This is a genomic window from Sphaerisporangium sp. NPDC004334 (assembly GCF_053602655.1).
Window position 1 is genome coordinate 215,330 of record NZ_JBSGDZ010000012.1, and the last position, 19,940, is coordinate 235,269.

The window sequence follows — 19,940 nt, forward strand, 5'->3', positions numbered from 1 at the left end:
TTCCTGGTAGGAAATTGGTACAAGTTTGACCGGACGGGGGGTCCCCCATGGAACTCGAAGACCGGACCGGCGAGGCCACCAGGACCAGACCCGCCCCGGGACACGCGAGGAGCGCCGCGCCGGTCCCGCGGATGCGCCGCGCGCCCTCAGCGCCCCCCGTGGAGGCGCCGGCGGCGTTCCCCGAGGCGCCGGAGCCCATCGTCAAGCCGCTGCCGCCCGACCTGTTCATCACCTACGGCTCCAGCGCCGAGACCCGCTGGGAGGCCATGCACGGTCAGGGGTACCACACCCCGAACGACCGCTTCTTCGTCCGCAACCACACCACCACGCCGCTCATCGACGCGCGTACCTGGCGGCTGCGGCTGCACGGGGACGGGCTGCGCGCCCCCCGCACCCTGACCTACGAGGACCTGCTGGCCCTGCCCGCGACGACCGCGGACGTCGCCATCGAGTGCGCCGGCAACGGGCGGGCCTTCTTCGACCTCCAGCAGGACCAGCGCATGGCGGGCATCCCCTGGCGGCTCGGCGCCATCGGCGTCGCCCGGTGGCGCGGCGTGCCGCTGTCGACGCTGCTGGACCTGGCCGGAGTGCGCGCCGACGCGGTCGACGTCATGCCCCGGGGCCTCGACCCGGTGTACGTCGAGGACGGCGTCGACCACGGGCACGTGCGCCGTCCGCTGCCCATCGCCAAGGCGCTGTCGGACGTTCTGGTGGCCTACGAGATGAACGACCGGCCGCTGCCGCCCGACCACGGGTTCCCCGCCCGCCTGGTGGTGCCCGGCTGGAGCGGCGTGGCCTCGATCAAGTGGCTCGGCGACATCGAGGTCGCCACCACCGCGCTCTCCTCGCCGTGGAACACCCGCTTCTACCGCATGTTCGGGCCCGGCCACCCGCCCGGCGGCGCCCCGCTGAGCGACCAGGTGGTCAAGAGCGCCTTCGAGCTGCCGTGGGGCGCCACGCTGCGGGCCGGGCGGCAGCACATCCTGCGCGGCCGCTCCTGGTCGGGCGGCGGCCGCGTCGTGCGGGTCGAGGTGAGCGTGGACGGCGGCCTGAGCTGGCGGCGCGCCGAGACCCGCGGGCCCCGTCCGGCGCGGGCGTGGGCGCCCTGGCACCTGGCCTGGGTCCCGAGGCGGCCGGGGACGCACATCCTCATGGCCAGGGCCGTCGACGAGACCGGGGCCACCCAGCCGGCGCGGGCGCGGTTCAACATGCTGGGCTACCACTTCGACGGCGTCGTCCAGCACCCGGTGACGGTCATCGCCTGAAACGGGCGCCGGGCGCCCGCGACGGTGCCGCCACGGTGCCCGGCCGGGGTCTTCCTGGGGGCGGACCCGCGGCCGGGGCGGCTGAGGGAGGATGTCCCCAGCGCTCCGGGGAGGCACCCGAAGGCGCCACCCCGGAGGGTTCTCAGTGGCCGGTCGCCTTCTCGGCGCCGGCGCCGGTGAGCGACCGCACCTCGATCTCGGCGTACTTGGCCGCGTTGTACTCCTTGCTGAGCACCGTCCCGATGTAGCCGGCCAGGAAGCCGATCGGGATCGAGACCAGGCCGGGGTTCTCCAGCGGGAACCAGTTGAAGGCCGCGCCAGGGAACAGCGAGGTCGGCGTGCCCGACACCACCGGCGAGAAGATCACCAGCAGCACGGCCGACGCCAGGCCGCCGTAGATCGCCGAGACCGCGCCCGCGGTGTTGAACCGCTTCCAGAACAGGCTGTAGAGGATCGCGGGCAGGTTGCCCGAGGCGGCGACCGCGAAGGCGAGCGCGACGAGGAAGGCCACGTTCAGGTTCTGCGCGAAGATGCCAAGGACGATCGACACCGCGCCGATGGCGAAGGCGGCGATGCGGGCGACCTTGATCTCCTGCTGCTCGGTGGCGGTGCCCCGCTTGAAGACGTGCGCGTACAGGTCGTGGGCGAAGCTGGAGGAGGAGGCCAGCGTCAGGCCCGCCACCACGGCGAGGATCGTCGCGAACGCCACCGCGGCGATGACCGCGAGCAGGATCGTGCCGCCGACGTCGCCGAAGATGAGCTGGCCGACCTTCTGCGCCAGCTGCGGAGCCGCCGTGTTGCCCGCCTTGTTCTGCGCGGCGATGGCCTTGCTGCCGACCAGCGCGGCGGCGCCGAAGCCGAGCACGAGGGTGAGCAGGTAGAACACGCCGATGATGCCGATGCCCCACAGGACCGACTTGCGGGCGTCCCTGGCGGTCGGCACGGTGTAGAAGCGGATCAGGATGTGCGGCAGGCCGGCGGTGCCGAGCACCAGGGCCAGGCCGAGGCTGATCAGGTCGAGCTTGCTGACCAGGCCCTTGGCCTCGACGCCGTACTTCAGGCCCGGGTTGAGGAAGGCGTCGCCCTTGCCGCTCTGCTGGGCCGCGTTGCCGAGCAGGCTCGACAGGTTGAACCCGAAGTGGCCGAGCACCAGCAGGGTCACCAGGGCGGCGCCGGTCATCAGCAGCACGGCCTTGACGATCTGCACCCAGGTGGTGCCCTTCATACCGCCGACGACCACGTAGATGATCATCAGCAGGCCGACCACCACGATGGTGCCGATCTTGCCGGCGTCGGAGGTGATGCCGAACAGCAGGCCGACCAGCGCGCCGGCGCCGACCATCTGCGCCAGCAGGTAGAAGATGCTGACCGTGATCGTCGACACGCCGGCGGCCGTGCGCACCGGGCGCGGGCTCATCCGGAAGGCCAGCACGTCGGCCATCGTGAACTTGCCGGAGTTGCGCATCAGCTCGGCGACGAGCAACAGCGCCACCAGCCAGGCGACCAGGAAGCCGATCGAGTAGAGGAACCCGTCGTAGCCCGACAGCGCGATGATGCCCGCGATGCCGAGGAAGGACGCGGCCGACATGTAGTCGCCGCCGATGGCCAGGCCGTTCTGCACACCGGTGAACGAGCGTCCGCCCGCGTAGTAGTCGGTGGCGCTCTTGGTGTTGCGGCTCGCCCAGAACGTGATGCCCAGCGTCGCGGCGACGAAGATCACGAAAAGGGTGATCGACAGCGCGTGGTCACTCATGGGTCGTGGTCTCCATCTCGTCGCGCAGCTTGCCCGACAGCGGGTCGAGCTTCTTGTCGGCATGCCGGGCGTACGCCCACGCGATCAGGAACGTCGACACGAACTGCAGCACGCCGAAGATCAGCGCCACGTTGACGTTGCCGAAGACCTTGGTGCCCATGAACCCGCGCGCCCAGCCGGACAGGATCACGTAAAGCAGGTACCAGGCCAGGAAGGCGATGGTCACCGGAAACGCCCAGCTGCGGTAACGGCGGCGCAACTCCTGGAAATCGGCGCCGGCCTGCACCTGTTCGTATTCGGACGACTCGTCTTGTCGAGTGGTCACGAGACCTCCAACGTTGTGATCTGAATCACGCCATACCGTAGAAGCACCCACCCGCCGCTGCGCAGGGGTACGGGGCATGCGGTCGCCAAGTCGTACCGAAGGATCGCTCATCTGGCGCGGACCTGCGCCCAAAGGCGCGATCCCTGCGACGAATGGTCGCCCGCCCCCTTACCCCGGCGAATGGTCCCCTGCGCATGATCGCCCGTACCCCTGGCCCCGGCGGCCGGCCCATGCGGCGGCTCAGGTGGAGCGCGGCCGCCAGTCGCCGCGGTTGACGTCGAGCGTCTCGGGCGTGTGCAGCCGCACCATCGTGCGGGCGACGCCGCGCGGGACGCCTCCGGGCGTCAGCAGCGACACGACGATCATGACGGCGAAGGAGATCGGCACCGTCCAGGCCGCCGGCTGGGCCAGCAGCGCCCCGGTCCAGCCGGTGTACGGGCCGCCGGTGATGACCGCGATCACGGCCGCGCTGGCCAGGCCGCCGCCGGTGAGCAGACCGGCCATCGCCCCCGCGGCGCTCAGCCGCCGCCACCAGATGCCGAGCACCAGCAGCGGGCAGAAGGAGGACGCGGCGACCGCGAAAGCCAGGCCGACCACGTCGGCGACGGCGAGAGATCGGGCGGAGGTCGCCAGCACCAGCGGCACGACCACCGCCATCAGCGTGGCGGCGCGGAACGACTGCACTCCCCCGCGCAGGATGTCCTGGCCGATGACGCCCGCGACCGACACCGCGAGCCCGGAGGAGGTGGACAGGAACGCGGCGAACGCCCCGGCCGTGACCAGCGCGCCGAGCACCTCGCCCGCCGTCCCGCCGACCAGGCGCGCGGGCAGGGTGAGCACCACCGCGTCGGTGCGGCCGGTCATCAGCAGCTCGGGGGTGTAGAGGCGGCCGAGCGCGCCGTAGATGGCGGGCAGCAGGTAGAAGGCCCCGAGCAGGGTCAGCACGACCAGGGTCGTGCGGCGGGCGGCCCGCCCGTCGGGGTTGGTGTAGAAGCGCACCAGGACGTGCGGCAGTCCCATGGTGCCGAGGAAGGTGGCCAGGATGAGCGAGTAGGTCGCGTACAGCGGGTGCTCCCGGCCGTGCAGGGGCAGCGCCCACTCGTGGTCGGTGAGCACCGGCAGGTTCTCGGCGTGCGGCACCAGGGCCCCGGCCGGGAAGCCGAGCGTCGTGTCGGCGGTGACGGTGTGCGGGCCGGGCGCCAGCGTGAGGCGCTCCCCCCGCAGGACGCGGCCGTCCACCCGGCCCCTCGCGGTGACCTCGACCGGCCGCTGGACGCCGATGGTGACGTCGACGCCCATCGTCACGGTGACCGGGGCGGCGAACACCGGAGGCGCGTCCCCCTCGGGCGCGGGCCTGCCGTGCGCGTACCAGGCGAACAGCAGGAACACCACGGGCAGGGCGAGGGCGGTCAGCTTCAGCCAGTACTGGAAGGCCTGGACGAAGGTGATCGAGCGCATCCCGCCGGACAGGACGTTGACCGCGACGACGACGGCCACGAGCAGGCCGCCCACCCACGCGGGGCCGCCGGTGATCGTGCGCAGCACCAGGCCGGCGCTCTGGAACTGCGGCATCAGGTACAGCCAGCCGATCAGCACCACCAGGACGCTCGCCATGCGCCGCACGGCCATCGACTCCAGCCGGGCCTCGGCGAAGTCGGGCAGCGTGTAGGCGCCCGAGCGGCGCAGCGGCGCCGACACCAGCACCAGCAGCACCAGGTAGCCGCCGGTCCAGCCGACCGGGAGCCACAGCATGTCGGCCCCGTAGGCGAGGATCAGCCCGGCGATGCCGAGGAAGGAGGCCGCCGACAGGTACTCCCCGCCGATCGCCGAGGCGTTCCACAGCGGCGATACGGTGCGCGAGGCGACGTAGAAGTCGGAGGTGGTGCGCGACAGCCGCAGGCCGAAAGCCCCGATGAGGATGGCCGCCACCATGACCACCACCACCGCCGTCACCCCGAGCCCGGCGTTCAGCGCCGTGCTCCCCTCTGGACGCGGGAAGGCTTCACACGGCGGGTCATCGGCGCTCGACCAGGTCGGCGAAGTGGCGCTCGTTGCGCTCGGCCTGGCGGACGTACAGCCAGGCGCCGGCCACGAACGCCGGGTAGATGAGCCCGGCCAGCACCAGCCACGGCAGCGGCACGCCGAGCAGGCGCACCTCACGCAGGCCGGGGACCAGCAGGAACAGCAGCGGCAGGCCGCCGATGACGCACGACAGCACCGTGCAGACGAACAGCGCCAGCCGGAACTGGGTGCGCACCAGCGAGCGCATGTAGACCTCGCCGAGGCTGGTCTGCTCGTCGATCTCCCGGGTGACGGGCTGGCGGGGCCTGCGGGCGGCGGTGGTGCGCGGGCTGGTGACCACCTGCCGCCGCGGCCGTTCGGGGGTCTTCGGGGCGATGCGCCGCCACCCGCCGTCCTGCGGCCGGTCCCCGCGAGCGGAGGCCGGCGGCGACGGCTCGCGGTCGGCGCCCACCCGGCGCGGCCGTTCCTCGCGCGGCTCACGGTCGGCGCTCACTCCGCGCGGCCGTTCCTCGCGCGGCTCGTGGTCGGCGTTCATTCGGTGCGGCCCTTCCTGGCGCGGCGGACGAGCAGGTCGCGCAGCTCGCGGGTGTGGCGGCGGCTGACCGGGATCTCGGTGTCGCCGATGCGCACCGTGCAGCGGCCGGAGTCGATGTGCAGCTCGTCGATGTGCTTGACCGCGACCAGGTGGCTGCGGTGCACGCGGATGAACCCGGCGCCGGCCCAGCGCTCCTCCAGCGCGGCCAGCGGGATGCGCACCAGGTGGCTGCCGCTCGCGGTGTGCAGTCGCGCGTAGTCGCCCTGGGCCTCGACGTAGCGGACGTCGGAGCTGGCGACGAACCGGGTCACCCCGGCCAGCTCGACCGGGATGGTGTCGCCCTCGGGCGCCGGACGCGCGGCCTCCTCCCCGGCGCCCGGACCGCCCGGGATGCCGGCGCAGACCCTGCGGATGGCCTCGGCGAGCCGTTCGGGACGCACCGGCTTGAGCAGGTAGTCCTCGGCCTTGATCTCGAAGGCGTCCACCGCGTGCTCTTCGTAGGCGGTGACGAACACCACGCGCGGCGGCCGGGCGAACTGGGCCAGCAGGCGGCCGAGCACGACGCCGTCCAGGCCGCGCATGCGGATGTCCAGGAAGACCGCCTCGACCGGCCTGCCGTCGGCCATCGCCCGGTCGAGCATCTTCAGCGCCGACGCGCCGTCGCGGGCCAGGGCGACCTCGCCGATGCGGGGGTCGGCGCGCAGCAGGTACGCCAGGTCCTCAAGCGCCGGCTGCTCGTCGTCCACCGCGAGCACGCGCAGGCCCGTCACCTCGCCGCTCACCCTGACGCGCCCAGAGGCCGCCGACCCAGGCGGCTCACCTGGCGAAAGTTGCTCCTCATCCCCCTAGAGGGTGGTGAATCGGGCAGGGGAAGTCAACGGGTCAGGCGCCCGGCGCCGATAACTATCCAGCGCCGATGACTAGACGGAGACGCCCGGCCGGTATTTGGGCAGGCGGACGCTCACCTTGGCCCCCGCGCCGACGGCGGTCTCGACCACCAGTCCGTACTCGTCGCCGTACACCTGGCGCAGCCGCTCGTCGACGTTGGCGAGCCCGACGCCGCCGGTGCCCGACCGCTCGTCGGGGTCGCCGGACAGGATGCGCCTCAGCCGCTCGGGGTCCATGCCGATGCCGTCGTCCTCCACGCTGATCAGGCACTCGGCGCCGGCGTCCTCGGCGGTGATGGCGATGCGCCCGACGCCGTCCTTGCTCTCCAGGCCGTGCCGCAAAGCGTTCTCGACCAGGGGTTGCAGGCACAGGAACGGCACGGCGACGGGCAGCACCTCCGGAGCGATGCGCAGCGTGACGCGGAGCTGGTCGCCGAAGCGCGCTCGTTCGAGGGTGAGGTAGCGGTCGATCGAGCGCAGCTCCTCGGCCAGGGTGGTGAACTCGCCGTGCCGCCGGAAGGAGTAGCGGGTGAAGTCGGCGAAGTCCAGCAGCAGCTCTCTGGCTCGTTCAGGGTCGGTGCGCACGAACGAGGCGATGGTGGTCAGCGAGTTGTAGATGAAGTGCGGGGAGATCTGCGCGCGCAGCGCCCGCACCTCGGCCTCCATGAGCAGGGTGCGCGAACGATCCAGCTCGGCCAGTTCGAGCTGGGAGTCCACCCAGGCGGCGACCTCGCCGGTGGCCCTGACCAGCCCGGCGCTGGCGTGGTCGCCGTAGGCGGCAAGGGACCCGACCACCCGGTCGTCGGTGGTCAGCGGGACCACCACGGCGTACCTGACCGGGCACTCCGGCGACGGGCACCACACGACGTCGGGGCCGAGCACCTGGATGCGCCCGTCGCGGAGGGTCTCGGCGGCGTGCGCGAAGGCGTCCTTGGCGTGGTGCTCCCCCGCGCCGTCGTAGACCAGCAGCTCCTCGCCGTTGGTGATGGCGATGCCCGGCGAGCCGAGCAGCTCGCGCAGGTAGCGGGACGCCTTGAGCGCTCCGGCGGCGGTCAGCCCGGCCCGCAGCGGCGGCGCGGCCAGGGAGGCGGTGTGCAGGGTCTCGAAGGTGGCGCGTTCGGCGGGGCTGGTGCCGAGCTCGCGCCGGCCGCGCAGCACCCGCCACAGCACCACGGCCGGCACCCCGACGAGGGCCAGCAGCACCGGCACGGCGAGCAGCGGTTCCACGCCGCCGGAGCCTACCCGCGCCCGCCGGTACCAAATAACCCACCCATCGCCGGACCGCCCTCCCCCTGCGCCGGACGGCACACCCCACGTCACTCTCGCTGCCGAACGTCCTCTGGCGCGGATCGGTCGGGCATTCCTGTCGCGCGGCGCGGCCGGTGGCGTGCAGGGCCGGCCAGAACCGGTTTCCCGGGGTCGCGAAGCTGTGCCCGGCCGCGACGGAGAGCGGCGCGGGATTGATGCCGACGAAGACAACGGTCAGCTTCTCGGCGAGGACGTCCGCCAGTCCTCCGGTGGGGACGTCCGCCATCTGTTGATCACTCATGCTGTCCCTATCCGCCCGGGTTCGGCGTGATCAGAACAGCGTCGCCTGTCGCGGCGGTTCCGGCCGGCCACGTCGGCCGCGCAGGGCGAACTTGTCCTCGGTGGCCTGATCCGGCAACGGCAGCCCGTACCGGGTCAAGAGAGGAAACAGGCGGGCACGCATGTCCTTGCGGTAGTCCGGGAGGACCTCTGAACCCTTCGCGTACAGCGTGGTGTAGGTGTCGAGGAGTTCGGGGTGATGGATGCGCAGCCAGTCGAAGAACACCTCCTTCACACCCGAGGCGAGATACAGCGGTGTCCAGTGCACGCCCGTCGCGCCGGCCTGCGCCACGGCCCGGACCATCTCCTCCAGTTGGGCGGAGCTGTCGCTCAATCCGGGCAGTACCGGGGCGAGGAAGACCGTGCAGTCGAGGCCTGCCTCACGAATCGCCCGCACGGTGTCCAGGCGAGCCCGGGTGGTGGCGGTGCCCGGCTCGACGGACTGCTGCAACTCGACATCCGGCAGGGATACCGAGATGCCCAGGTGCACCGTGGTCACGGCGCTCGCCGTGACCAGCAGGGGCAGGTCCTGGCGGATCAGTGTGCCTTTCGTCAATATCGAGAAAGGCACGCGCGCGGCGGTGAGTGCCCCGATGATGCCGGGCATCAGCCGATAGCGGCCTTCCGCACGCTGGTACACATCGGTGTTCGTGCCGAACGCGACGCGCGGCGGCAGTTTGCGCTTGCGTGCCAGCTCACCTTTGAGCACCTCGACGATGTTCACCTTCACGATGATCTCGCGGTCGAAGTCTTCGGCCACGTTGAGGGCGAGCCGGGTGTGGGTGGGCCTGGCGAAGCAGTACCGGCACGCGTGCGAACAGCCCCGGTAGGGGTTGAGGATCCATTCGCCCGGCAGCATCCGCGCGTCGTCGGGGACCTTGTTCAGCGCGCTCTTGGCCAAGATCTCGTGGAAGGTCACCCCCTGGAATTCCGGGGTGCGCACACTGCGAACCAAGGTCGACAGACGGGCGAGCCCCGGCAGTGCCGCGTCGTCCACAGCGTCCGTGCGCTGGCGATCCCACCGCATCGGCGCGGGCCCGTCACCGCGGGTGTGCTCCTTCTCCGGGGAAGTCATGGTGTCTTCCAACCTCCGCTTTCGGTTCCCGAAGGATGCGCCGATGACGAACCAGACGAGGTGCCGTCCTCTGAGTCGCTCATGCTGTTTCGCAACCGTCGACAGCGACAGACGATTTCTTGATGCCCGTGCTCTTCGACAACCCTGTCGCGTCGTAGATGTTTTCGACGGCCGGGCCGGGAGCCCCTCGGGAGCGCGATGAGCGGAGGACTACAGCGTGTCGAGCTACTCCGACCCTATCGTGCTGGGGAGGGAGGCGATGGCGCGAGAAGTCCTGCGACCACCACCACCGCGAAACCGCATCCTCGCCGAAGACGACCCACTCGAACCGACAGCGTGAACATCAGACTCCCCGGTGCCGTCCGATGCCGTCGCCTGGTTGAGTCTCACGTGAGGTGAGGCCGCATAGTCGTTCACGCCTTCATCTGTTCCTAGGCTTGGGAGTTGCCCATGGCTGCCGCGCGTGCCCGTTGTCGGTCGTCGGCTCAGGTCGTGTTCACTGGCGGCGCCGGCGTCTTCCTTGAGCGGCCGGCCCGGGGGTCGGCCGGTCATGCGGTGCCGGTCGATGAGTGGGGCGGGGCCGCGTGAACGACGATGGCCTTCACACGATCGGCGAGGTGGCCCGGCTGACCGGACTGTCGGTGCCGACGGTTCGCTTCTACTCCGATGAGGGATTGGTGCCGCCGGTGGGCCGGTCACCTGGTGGATACCGTCTCTATGATGACGAGGCGCTGTGTCGGCTGGAACTGGTCCGGACGCTCCGTGATCTCGGTGTCGATCTCGCGACGGTCACCCGGGTGCTCACGCATGCGCAGAGCCTGGCCGATGTCGCCGAGCGGCAGGTCGCGGCCCTGGAGACCCAGATTCGGACTCTGCGGATACGGCAGGCCGTGCTGCGCCAGGTCGCCACTCATGGTGCGGACGCGGCCGGGATCGCGCGCGCCAACCGGCTCGCCCGGCTGACCGCCGAGCAGCGCCGTCAGACGGTGACCGACCTCATAGGCGAGACGACTCGCGGGCTCGACATGGAGCCCGGCTTCGCCGCGCACCTGCGCTCGATGCTGCCGGATCTGCCGGACGACCCCACGGTCGAGCAGATCGAGGCATGGCTGGAGCTGGCGCACCTCGTCAGCGACCCCTCCTTCCGGGATGGCGTTCGCCGGGCGTTCGAGCGACACGCCGCCGACCGTTCCTCCGGTGCCGACCAGGGCGACCCGGAGACTTGGCGAAACGTCGAGCGGACCGTCGCGGAGCTGGCCGGCGGGGCCATGGCCGACGGGATCTCTCCGACCTCTGTACCGGCCCAGGCCATCGTGGAGGAACTGGTCGCCGCGTTCGCCGCCGCCCACCGGCGCGAGGATGACGCCGAGTTCCGGATCTGGCTCGCCGAACGCGTCCGTATCGGGGCCGACCCCCAGGTCTCGCGGTACTGGCGTCTGCTGGCCTTGATCAACGGCCGGCCCCCCAAGTCCGACCCGGTGCCGGCGGCCCGCTGGTTCCTCACCGCACTCGAGGCGGCCGCCGAAGTCTGAACCGATCGCTGGTTCTTTCACCCGGCCGGCCACCGTCTCGGCGCCACTGGTGAAGCATCCCGCCCTCGCCTGTTGTGGGAGGGCGGGATGACTCGGCGAGTCGGGACCATCCTTCTATGGGGTGGGGTGGTGCCGAAGGGCCTCAATGAACCAGTCGAACACCGGTTCCAGGCTCGGTGGCGTCGGCCAGTCGTTGATCGTGGAGAGCAGACCGAAGTACCGCCCGGCTCGCGGGTCGTTCGCGACCTCCAGGCGGGTCAGCAGCTTGCGGCGGTACTCGGTGCTGTCGGGGTGGCCGAACGTCGTCGTATAGCCAGCGATGATCTCCGTCAGGACCGGCCGTGCCGCTGGTGAGCCCGGTTCGATGCCGTCGGCCTGGGCCTTCTGGACTCGCTCGCGGACCAGGTCGGTCACCTCATGGTGGAGCCCGGTCCGGTCTCCGTCCGCCCTTTCGGCCGCCTGATGTTCGGCCATGCGGCGGACACCGGCCCTGAAGCCGGGGTCCTGGATCAGGGCGGACAGTTCCGCGTAGGCCTCCAGTTGGGCGGGAGACGGCTCGGCGGGCATCTCAGGGACGGCCGACCTCATCATGGCGACGAAGTCGGGGTTGGCGTCCAGATCGCCGAAGATCTCGTCGACGAAGCCGTTGACGAGGCGCTTGCCGTCCTCAGCGGACGGTGTCGCTTGTCGGGACATGAGAAATCCTTCTTCCAAGAGGGCCGGATTCGATCGTGGTGGTGAGAGGGAACGCGCTCCAAGCGAGTGCTCGCCGTTCGCAGCACCGATCCTGGGGCCTCTAGTTACCTGAGACTCAAGCCCGAGAAGGTCGCGCCGGTCATCGCGTCAGCTCGCAAGGCGCTTGACCCCCGGATTCGCGACCGCACCCATCACGGTCGGCGCGCGGCGAGGTAGGCCCATACTCTGTGGCCGGTCGCCGGGGCGCCCTGGAAGCCGGCGCGTTCGGCCAGCGCGGTCACGATGGCCAGCCCACGCCCGCCTTCCGCGCAAGCGATGTCCGTCCGGCCATGCTCGCCGAACGCCGGGACGCCGGCCCCGCCGAGGTCGTAGACGGTGACCATGACGCCCACCGCTCTAACGGAGGCGCCGAGCGGCCGACGGCGGGGCGAGTCGAGCGCGATCTCCACGGTGAAGTGGCCTTCCGGCGATCCGCTCCGGGTGTGGCGGACGGCGTTGCCGGCCAGCTCCCCGACGACCAGTTCGGCATCGTCGGCGAACGGCGTGCCGCCGAGCAGGAACCGGGTGAAGCGCCTGGCCTCCGCGGCCTGGTCCAGCGCGCCCGGAAAGACGCGCCGCCAGACCAGAATCTCCGGGCCGAGCCGCACGGCCTCGTCGACCGGCACGGCGCGTGAAGGGTGACCGGCGTACGACAGGCCGGGCGGCGCGATCCAATCAGCGGCCTCGTCGACCGGCACGGCGCGCGAGGGATGACCGGCGTACGGCGGGCCGGGCGGCGCGACGTCTTCGGCGGCCACGCGCGGCGCCTCGTCGCTGGAGTCGGTTCTCGTGGACACGAGCCACAACGATCGCCGAGCGAGCACGCATCTCCGATCCCACCTTCCTCCACGGCGATCTTCCAGGCGAAAGGCCCGATGACGTGCGCGAACACAGGCGTTCGCCTGATCACCACCCGGCGGACCCCACCGACATCCCCCGGCTTTCCTCATTCTCCGTAGTCAACAAGACACTTTCCGTATAAGTTCTGTGATCCGGGAACCTGTTCGAGTCGTAGTCGGGAAGGCTGACGGCCATGTCGGGCGAGGGAGTTCACGTCCTGCTGGAATGCCGGCGTCGCGGCGAGGCTCTGCGCGCCATGGGCTACACCGTCGACCAGATCGCCGACCTGTTCTCGGTCTGCTATGACGTCAGCCGGTTGCGCCTGTACCGGTACGCCTACGGGCTGACCGCCGTCGAGGCCGCCGCGCGGTACAACGACCTCGACCCGGCGGGCACGGCGGCGCTGCGCGAGTCACGGCTGTACGAGTTCGAGCACTGGCCGCAGCGCGGCATGCGCCCGACGGCCCGCACCATCGCCCTGTTCGCGCACGTCTACCGGACCGCCGCCCGCCGCCTGGTCAGCGACCGGGTCTACGCCTCCTACAGCGTCCGCGACCGCGACCTCATCGACCGCACCGACCACCGTTCGTCCCATACCGCCCAACGGCCCTCTGCCGCCCCCGTCGCCATCTCGGGGCATGTCACCATGGGTCAGGAAGTGGAAGCGGCACGCCCGGCGGTCCCCGTTCCCGGCTTCAAGGATTGCGCCGCGCTGCTGCGTGCCCTCACAGCCGAGGAGGCCGACGTGAAGCGCCGCGATCTGCTCTTCGAACTGGCCCTGGCACTCGGCGGCGCCCCCGCCCTGGCCCTGCTCCGCCACCTGTCCCCACCCGAGAAGGACCGGCTCGCCACCGCGATCCACGCCTCCACCCGAGTCGATGCCGCGACGGTGGAACTGATCGAGAAGCTCACGGCCCGCTGCCGCCGCCTGGACGACGAATTCGGCCCCGCCAAGGTCCTGCCCGTGGTCGAAGGCCAGCGCGCCCTCGTCTCCGACCTGCTCCACCGTGAATCACTGCTCCCCGGCCTGCGCGACCGCCTCATCCGCGCCTACGCCGAACTCAGCCAACTCGCCGGCTGGCTCCACCACGACCTCCTCGACCACCCCGGAGCCCGCCGCCGCTACCAAGAGGGCCTCACCGCCGCCCACCAGATCCGCGACGCGACCCTCATCGCCTACCTTCACACCTGCCTGGCCAACGTCTCCCGGTTCCAAGGCCACACCGGCGAAGCTCTCGACCACGTCTACGCCGCCCAAGGCTGGGCACGAAAGAGCCCGAGCGTTTCCCTCAGATCCGTACACTTCCTCGCCCTCGCCCGCATCGTGGCAATGAACGGCAGTGCCGACGACAGCGAACGCGCGCTTGCCCAGTCACGTCACCTGGCCGAGCAGCCAAGAACCGAAGCCGACCCCACTTACCTCTACTGGTGGACGCCCCAGGGTGTCGAGAGGCATACGGCATCCTGCATGCTCGCCTGCGGACGTCCCGATCAAGCGATCGACTCGGCCGAACGGGCCTTGGCACAGTCAATGCGCAAGCCCGCGCGCGGGGTGACCCTCCTGCAATACGCCGGAGCACTCGTTCTCAAGCGAGAGATACCGGCAGCGACCGAAAAGATCAGCCAGGCGGCTCGGATCACCGTTAGCCACAGCTCCGGACGCCTCGCCGACACCATCCGCCAAACCCGCGCCCGCCTCCACCCCTGGGCCACCAACAAACACGTCCGCACCCTCGACGACGAACTCGCCTCCCTGGGCATCCCCCTGATCGGCAAGTGACGGGACAACGGGCGGTCATGGCATCTCAGGACGAAGAACCGCCCGCTTCCGCGCTTGAGGGGAGTCGGCGCCGCCGATTCTCCTTCGCTGGACTCATAAAAGCCGAAGCAGACCTCGCCGCACGCTCTGAGGAAGTCATCCGAGCCGAGCTGGATCGGCGCACGGCTTGATCCTTCGCGTCGCCGTCCTTAGGGCTGCAGAGCGACAAAGGTGACGGGCGTACTGGCATCAATCCTGTTCGATAGCCGCGCCGCCTTGAGTGTCCTCTCCGAACACAGGCTCCATCTGCAGCTTTGTCTGGCGAGTGATGAATTCCTGCTCTCGTCCTTCAGGAATCCACACCACAGAGACCATCCCGTCCCCTATTGGAAGCTCCCCCCAGCCCTTGGGCCAGATGTTCGTCAGCAGCTTTGCTGTAACCTTGACTCCGCCGAGGTTGAGATCCTTCTTGGGGGCTCGCACGCCCGAGAAATTGACGGCGTCGCCGAACTCCGCTAGTTCGAAGGTAGCGTCCTTGAACTTCGCCTGCGCGAACGTTGCATCCCAGGCCACTCTCAGCGAGGTGAAGTCGGCGGACATCACAAACGACGAACCCTGGAACGATAGTGCGCCACGAAAGTCGCAGGACACAAAGCTGGCATGCTCGGAGAAGCGGCAGTCTATGAAATATGCGTCATGCGCGAAAGCAGACCTTCCAAAATATGATACGTCGCGAAATGACGCTCCTGAAAAGGAGGTAGCTCCGTGTACCTCGCTTCCCGAGAAGTAGAAGCCGCTGTTCATCTGTGCGCCATCGAAAGACAGGTCTCCTTCGATGAAACTGCCTTGCAGCGACGTGTCGCCGATGAACACGGCGTTCTTGAAGCTCGCCGATCTGACGTGTGCGTGGCTCAGATCGAGATTTTGTAGCAGCGCCCCCTGCAGGTCGATCTCCATGCCTTCCCAGAAGGCGGGCGGCGACTCATGACCATGCTTTCGATCAGGCCAGGTGATGTGACGGGAGATGATGCGCTGTGCCAGGAGGTGCGCGTCATCCACGTCTCGTCGCTGGCTGTCGTTCCTCAGGTAGCGGCACACGGTTGAGAAGACGGTGCGCCTCATAGCCATCGAGCTCTCTCCGACTTGTTCCAGCATCTCCAAGCCTCCCGCGCGGACCTGCACATCGTCGTTGGCGAGAAGGGGTATGGCCTGGAGATAAAGAGAGGTCTGGTTTGAGGCGGGCGCCGACCGGGAGGTATCGGATCGCAAGCGCCCGATCAGCATCTCGAGCTGCTTCCGCTCCCAGTAGAGAACGCGAAGCGGCCATTCATGCTCGCGTACTGTGACAATGTAATCCTTGGCCGCGTTTTTCAGGGCACCGCTCGTCATGAATAGCAGTACGTGAGCCCGCTCAGCGCGCTTTTTCGAGGCGCGCACAAGTTTGTCGACTTCTTCCTCTCCGATCGCCGGCCTACTGGAGTGCTTGCACTCGACGAACCAGCGCTCATCGTAGGCCGTTCCGTCTGGGTCCTCTCGCCGATAAGTGGCGATAATGTCTACACCACCATCTGCAGGGCTGTATTCGCTGTTACTTCCCTTCCTCCAGTCCACATCGAAGAACCCTAACGACACGAGAAGCTCGACGCACAACTCTTCGAAGTCAACCGGACGCATACTGTTCAGCGAAAAGTTTTCCATGAATAATCAACCTAGCCTTCGTCGGAAACGATAAGCCTAATCGCCCTGCTGTTCGGTACGGCCGGCCAACACGTCCCGTACCAATACAGCCACTTCAGTGGATCGGCCCGTATCGCCAGCGTTCAGCACCACACGCTGAACGCGGCCTACAGGTGGCGGCTACGTCGAGGAAAAATAGGCTGTGAGTGGGAACAGCGCTCCCCTGGGTACCTCTCCGCCGCCAAGAGAGATCGTCACGCAGTTGACTCCCACACGGAAGGTCAATGCGGGCGCGCGAGCTGCTTCAGCCAATATTCTGGATCCTGAGGAAGGCCGCCGACGCTGTGATACCACTCCTGGCCCGCTTTAGGCATTTTAGGCGCCCAACATCTCGGTTGAGGCAGGCGGGGGATGATTTGAGCGAAGCGGACGACTCCATCGGGCAGCTTGTCATACGTCACGACATTAAGAAGCAATGGCACCCCACATGCGCTGAATTCCGGCTGCCAGGTGCGGCTCACGACTCGGCAATGGTCCATCATCTCGAAAATAACCACATGACACGCGGCGCCGTGGGCGATAGGCCGCAACCAGATCAGTCGTTCACCCGGGACAAGCCGTTCCCGGCCGTTGATGTTCCCGTTGGGAACTCGCTCATCTCGATCAAGGTACGGAACAGGGTCCTCTTCGCCTCCGCCTTCGTCATCGCTCATGCCGATGACACGGTCGGGGTCGTTGGTGCCCATGAGCTCGAGCAGGTCTCCGTCGCTGTGGGCCTGCCACACTCCGGTGATCTCGACGCGCCCCATAATGCTTGGATTGGTCACGACCAGCAGGAGATCGTCTTTCGCCAGGGTCAGAGCGATCCGATCCCCGTGTGCTACAAGATACCTATTATCACCTTGCCAGGCGTTGATACTGCTCTCCGTCAAGAGCGTGTCCCGTACAGTCTCGATCGCGTGCGTGGTGTCGACCGCGAAGAACTCACGACGGGGATTCACTCGGTAAGCTCGCAAGAGCTCGTGCGTCCATTCCTCGACTGCTCGCCAGTGGGAGGTAGCCGCACGGAATACGACGTCGAAGGGATACGGGACGCTGGTGGAGTAGAGCCGCTCCGCCCGCTCCTCGGCAAGCTTGGTCGTGAAACCGATCTTCACCATTCCAGGGATGGCTCTGTTACTGAGAACATAGACGAAGCCGACCGAGTGTTTGGGCACGAAGTTCTCCCGGAGGTAAAGGTAGCGCGAAGACTCATGTTGCCATGCGCCACCGACATTCCTCCCACGAACGCTTCAACGATCGATCTCCAAATGCGTCACGGTCTAATAACCGGGGCTACGGGATTGAAAGTTCAGGCCCGCAGCAAGCCGATCTGTCTACTTGTCGATCGCGGCCTCGTAGAAGGCGTCGGCGAGGGCCACGATGATCCCCTTGATCGCGGGCCCGTCGGTGAAGAAGTAGTCGGCCATGGTGTTGTGCGCCTGCTGGTTGTCGGCGACGGCCTCGGTGACAGCGGACTGGAAGTCCTTCGACTCCATGAACTGCTTCTTGGAGTTCACCTTGGTCTGCTGGACCAGGTCAGCGTCGGTGAGCAGTCGCTGCACGAGCCCCTGTACGAACTCCCGGATCTGGGACTCGACGAACGACTCGGCACCGAACAGGTCGTTCATCTTGTCGATGACGACCTGGAGCGCGACGTACTTCGGCTCCTTCCTGGCGCCGGTGCCCGCTCCGCTGATTCCCTTTAGTGCCGACTCGGCGCCGCCGTTGAAGAGCGGCTAGCCGTTCATGACGATCCCGGCCCGGCCACCGCCGTCCTCGGGGGCGCGCATCTTGTGGGCCAGATGAAGCAGGAACAGCATCTGACCGTCCGAGGTGGCGGGCAGGCCCGGCGCGAAGCGGCCGTACGGGCCGGCCTCCGCTTTCTCCTTGGTGACGGCCTTGGCGTACTGCTTCCAGTCGACGCCGTACGGCGGGTTGGACATGCAGAAGTCGAGCTTGGTGCCCTTGTAGGCATCGTCGGTGAGCGTGTTGCCGAAGGCGATGTTGGACGCGTCGTGGCCCCTGGCGAGCAGGTCGGACTTGCAGATCGCGTACGACTGTGGGTTGTACTCCTGGCCGTACAGGCTCAGCCCGGCGTTCGGGTTCTGTGCGAGCAGGTGCTCCTCGGCCAGGGCGAGCATGCCGCCCGTGCCGGCGGTGGGGTCGTAGAGCGTGCGGACGATGCGCTTCCCGGTCAGCTCCGCGTCCTTCTCGGCGAAGAGCAGGTCGACCAGCAGCCGGATCGCGTCGCGCGGGGTGTAGTGGTCGCCGGAGGTCTCGTTCGCGGCCTCGTTGAACTTGCGGATGATGTACTCGAACGCGTCCCCCATGTCGGCGTTCGACACGACATCGGGGTGCAGGTCGACGGCCCCGAAGGACTTCACGATCTCGCGCAGGAGACCGGCCCTCTCCAGGGCGATGATCTCCTTCTTGAAGTCGAAGTACTCGAAGACGTCAATGTCGGCGGAGAACCGGTCGATGTAGTCGACAAGGTTGTCCGCAAGCCCGTCCGCGTCCTGCAGCAGGTTGGTGAAGTCGTACTTCGAGGTGTTGTAGAACGGCCGCCCGGTGGCCCTGTTGACCTCCATGCGGAGCCGGGCCGGGTTGTCGTACGCGGCGGCCAGGGCTCGGACGGTCTCGCGGCTCGGCTCCAGGATGCAGTCGAGGCGCCGGAGGATCGTGAACGGGAGGATCACGTTCCCGTACTGGTTGGGGCGGTAGGGCCCCCGGAGCCGGTCGGCGATCGACCAGATGAAACTACCGAGCGTACTCACAAGACTCCTCACGCAACTCCGTCAACGTGCATGACCACCGCCGGCCCGCTGGGGTGGTGACACCCCCGCAAGGCAGCGCACATCCCCCGACGCGGCGCCATGCGGACCATCTTCGCGCACCTCGGCCCCTCGCGTACGCGGGAGCAGAGAGAGCCCCATTCTCCTGACCGGCCGACTACCGGCCGGCGATCAATCGCTTATCACCCCGCCGGCTGATTGAGGTCAGATGAATTGACCCTGGATCGTTCGCCCGACAAAGTCGTTCGCATGTCCCCCGAAGAAGGCCCAGAAGACGCTTCCGGTGTGAGCTGGAAGCGGTGGGCCGTGGTGGCCATCGTGGTGGTCCTGCTCGCCGGGCTCGGCGCGGGGGTCTGGGTCCTTCGCCACGCGGAGGCCGGACCTCTGCCGCCTCCCGACGTCCCGTGGCCGACGACCGGGGAAGCCTCGGTGTTCCTGTGCGGGAGTGGCAGCGTGCAGGACAACTGCGGCGGGCGTGCGATCACGGCCGCGCAGCGCCTGATGGTCGAACGCATCCTGCGGGGCCTACCCGAGGTGTCCGCCGTGCGGTTCCAGTCGCGCGCGGAGGCGCTCAAAGACTTCAAGAAAGCCTGGGACCTGAGCGCTACGCTCCGCGCGGCAGTCCGCGAATCCGATATGCCGGAATCATTCGTGGTGGACCTCACCGCGACGGGAGACTTCGGGCGGAAGGTGGAGACGCTGCCCGGAGTCTCGGGCGTCTATGTGCGCGGGACGAGTTTCTGGGCCGGTAAGGCCGATGTGGTGATCCGGCTCTGCCCGCAGACTGCTCCGGAGAAGGACTCGCCGTGCATCGGGCGGGGCGAGGCCGGCGCGGCCGAGAAGTACGCCATCTACCAGACTCTTCGCACCCTCGACGGTATCGGGACGATCTACCTGGAGGACCACAGGCATGCCACGAAGGACGCATTTTGGATTATGTTCGCCCGGCCGGACAGCACAAAGCTCTCCCCGCGCATTCCCGAGTCCTACCACCTGGTCCTCGACGGTCCGCACGCCGTCGACCGCGTCAGGCGTGCAGTCGGTAGGCTCCCCGGCGTGAACAGCGTCGAGGAAGAGCTCTCCTGACCGCAGGCCGCCCGTCAGGCGGCGCCGA

The 19,940-nt window shown here is 68.5% G+C and carries 17 protein-coding genes; 4 read left to right on the forward strand and 13 right to left on the reverse strand.

Translation table 11 applies throughout. The annotated features are described in order from the left end of the window. The first annotated feature begins 47 nt into the window (after window positions 1-47). Window positions 48-1,265, forward strand: a complete 1,218-nt coding sequence (locus tag ACWEN6_RS17790; protein ID WP_452571168.1) for a sulfite oxidase — start codon at window positions 48-50, stop codon at window positions 1,263-1,265. Between the two features lie 142 nt (window positions 1,266-1,407). Here the strand turns inward: ACWEN6_RS17790 and ACWEN6_RS17795 are convergent, their stop codons facing one another. The 7 genes from ACWEN6_RS17795 to ACWEN6_RS17825 form a co-directional block, all read right to left on the reverse strand. After that, window positions 1,408-3,018 carry a solute symporter family protein gene (locus ACWEN6_RS17795; RefSeq protein ID WP_452571169.1) on the reverse strand — a complete coding sequence of 537 codons (1,611 nt, stop codon included), beginning with the start codon at window positions 3,016-3,018 and terminating at the stop codon, window positions 1,408-1,410. Then, a complete protein-coding gene (locus ACWEN6_RS17800; RefSeq protein ID WP_354839570.1) occupies window positions 3,011-3,343 on the reverse strand; it encodes a DUF485 domain-containing protein in 333 nt (110 codons plus the stop codon). Before ACWEN6_RS17800 ends, ACWEN6_RS17795 begins: the two co-directional genes overlap by 8 nt. A 240-nt stretch (window positions 3,344-3,583) precedes the next feature. Further along, a complete protein-coding gene (locus tag ACWEN6_RS17805) occupies window positions 3,584-5,287 on the reverse strand; it encodes a sodium/solute symporter (RefSeq protein ID WP_452571170.1) in 1,704 nt (567 codons plus the stop codon). A 70-nt stretch (window positions 5,288-5,357) separates the two neighbouring features. Further along, window positions 5,358-5,900, reverse strand: a complete 543-nt coding sequence (locus ACWEN6_RS17810; RefSeq protein WP_452571171.1) for a hypothetical protein — start codon at window positions 5,898-5,900, stop codon at window positions 5,358-5,360. Further along, window positions 5,897-6,670 (reverse strand): LytR/AlgR family response regulator transcription factor, encoded by a 774-nt coding sequence (locus ACWEN6_RS17815; RefSeq protein ID WP_452571221.1) that lies wholly within the window; start codon window positions 6,668-6,670, stop codon window positions 5,897-5,899. The genes ACWEN6_RS17810 and ACWEN6_RS17815 overlap by 4 nt, the downstream gene beginning before the upstream one ends. A 150-nt stretch (window positions 6,671-6,820) precedes the next feature. Beyond that, window positions 6,821-8,014, reverse strand: a complete 1,194-nt coding sequence (locus ACWEN6_RS17820) for a sensor histidine kinase (RefSeq protein WP_452571172.1) — start codon at window positions 8,012-8,014, stop codon at window positions 6,821-6,823. Window positions 8,015-8,366: 352 nt separating this feature from the next. Further along, the gene (locus ACWEN6_RS17825) at window positions 8,367-9,449 is read right to left on the reverse strand and encodes a radical SAM protein (protein WP_452571173.1); all 1,083 of its coding nucleotides are present in this window, start codon (window positions 9,447-9,449) and stop codon (window positions 8,367-8,369) included. 584 nt (window positions 9,450-10,033) lie between these two features. Between ACWEN6_RS17825 and ACWEN6_RS17830 the strand changes: the two genes are divergently transcribed. After that, a complete protein-coding gene (locus ACWEN6_RS17830) occupies window positions 10,034-10,981 on the forward strand; it encodes a helix-turn-helix domain-containing protein (protein WP_452571174.1) in 948 nt (315 codons plus the stop codon). A gap of 114 nt (window positions 10,982-11,095) precedes the next feature. Here ACWEN6_RS17830 and ACWEN6_RS17835 read toward each other — a convergent pair whose 3' ends face one another. Together ACWEN6_RS17835 and ACWEN6_RS17840 are read right to left on the reverse strand one after the other, a co-directional pair. After that, window positions 11,096-11,677 (reverse strand): hypothetical protein, encoded by a 582-nt coding sequence (locus tag ACWEN6_RS17835; protein WP_452571175.1) that lies wholly within the window; start codon window positions 11,675-11,677, stop codon window positions 11,096-11,098. 191 nt (window positions 11,678-11,868) lie between these two features. After that, window positions 11,869-12,513 (reverse strand): ATP-binding protein, encoded by a 645-nt coding sequence (locus ACWEN6_RS17840; RefSeq protein WP_452571176.1) that lies wholly within the window; start codon window positions 12,511-12,513, stop codon window positions 11,869-11,871. Window positions 12,514-12,749: 236 nt separating this feature from the next. Between ACWEN6_RS17840 and ACWEN6_RS17845 the strand changes: the two genes are divergently transcribed. Next, complete coding sequence (locus ACWEN6_RS17845; protein WP_452571177.1) at window positions 12,750-14,336, forward strand: hypothetical protein; 1,587 nt, start codon at window positions 12,750-12,752, stop codon at window positions 14,334-14,336. Window positions 14,337-14,564: 228 nt separating this feature from the next. On the opposite strand, the gene ACWEN6_RS17850 is transcribed toward ACWEN6_RS17845, so the two are convergent. The 4 genes from ACWEN6_RS17850 to ACWEN6_RS17865 form a co-directional block, all read right to left on the reverse strand. Further along, window positions 14,565-16,013 carry a pentapeptide repeat-containing protein gene (locus ACWEN6_RS17850; protein ID WP_452571178.1) on the reverse strand — a complete coding sequence of 483 codons (1,449 nt, stop codon included), beginning with the start codon at window positions 16,011-16,013 and terminating at the stop codon, window positions 14,565-14,567. 260 nt (window positions 16,014-16,273) lie between these two features. After that, a complete protein-coding gene (locus ACWEN6_RS17855) occupies window positions 16,274-17,209 on the reverse strand; it encodes a GIY-YIG nuclease family protein (RefSeq protein WP_452571179.1) in 936 nt (311 codons plus the stop codon). Between the two features lie 159 nt (window positions 17,210-17,368). Then, window positions 17,369-17,662 (reverse strand): hypothetical protein, encoded by a 294-nt coding sequence (locus ACWEN6_RS17860; RefSeq protein ID WP_452571180.1) that lies wholly within the window; start codon window positions 17,660-17,662, stop codon window positions 17,369-17,371. A 108-nt stretch (window positions 17,663-17,770) separates the two neighbouring features. After that, window positions 17,771-18,808 carry a type I restriction-modification system subunit M gene (locus tag ACWEN6_RS17865; RefSeq protein WP_452571181.1) on the reverse strand — a complete coding sequence of 346 codons (1,038 nt, stop codon included), beginning with the start codon at window positions 18,806-18,808 and terminating at the stop codon, window positions 17,771-17,773. Between the two features lie 267 nt (window positions 18,809-19,075). Here ACWEN6_RS17865 and ACWEN6_RS17870 point away from each other — a divergent pair, with 267 nt between their 5' ends. After that, window positions 19,076-19,912 carry a permease-like cell division protein FtsX gene (locus ACWEN6_RS17870; protein WP_452571182.1) on the forward strand — a complete coding sequence of 279 codons (837 nt, stop codon included), beginning with the start codon at window positions 19,076-19,078 and terminating at the stop codon, window positions 19,910-19,912. Window positions 19,913-19,940 lie beyond the last annotated feature (28 nt).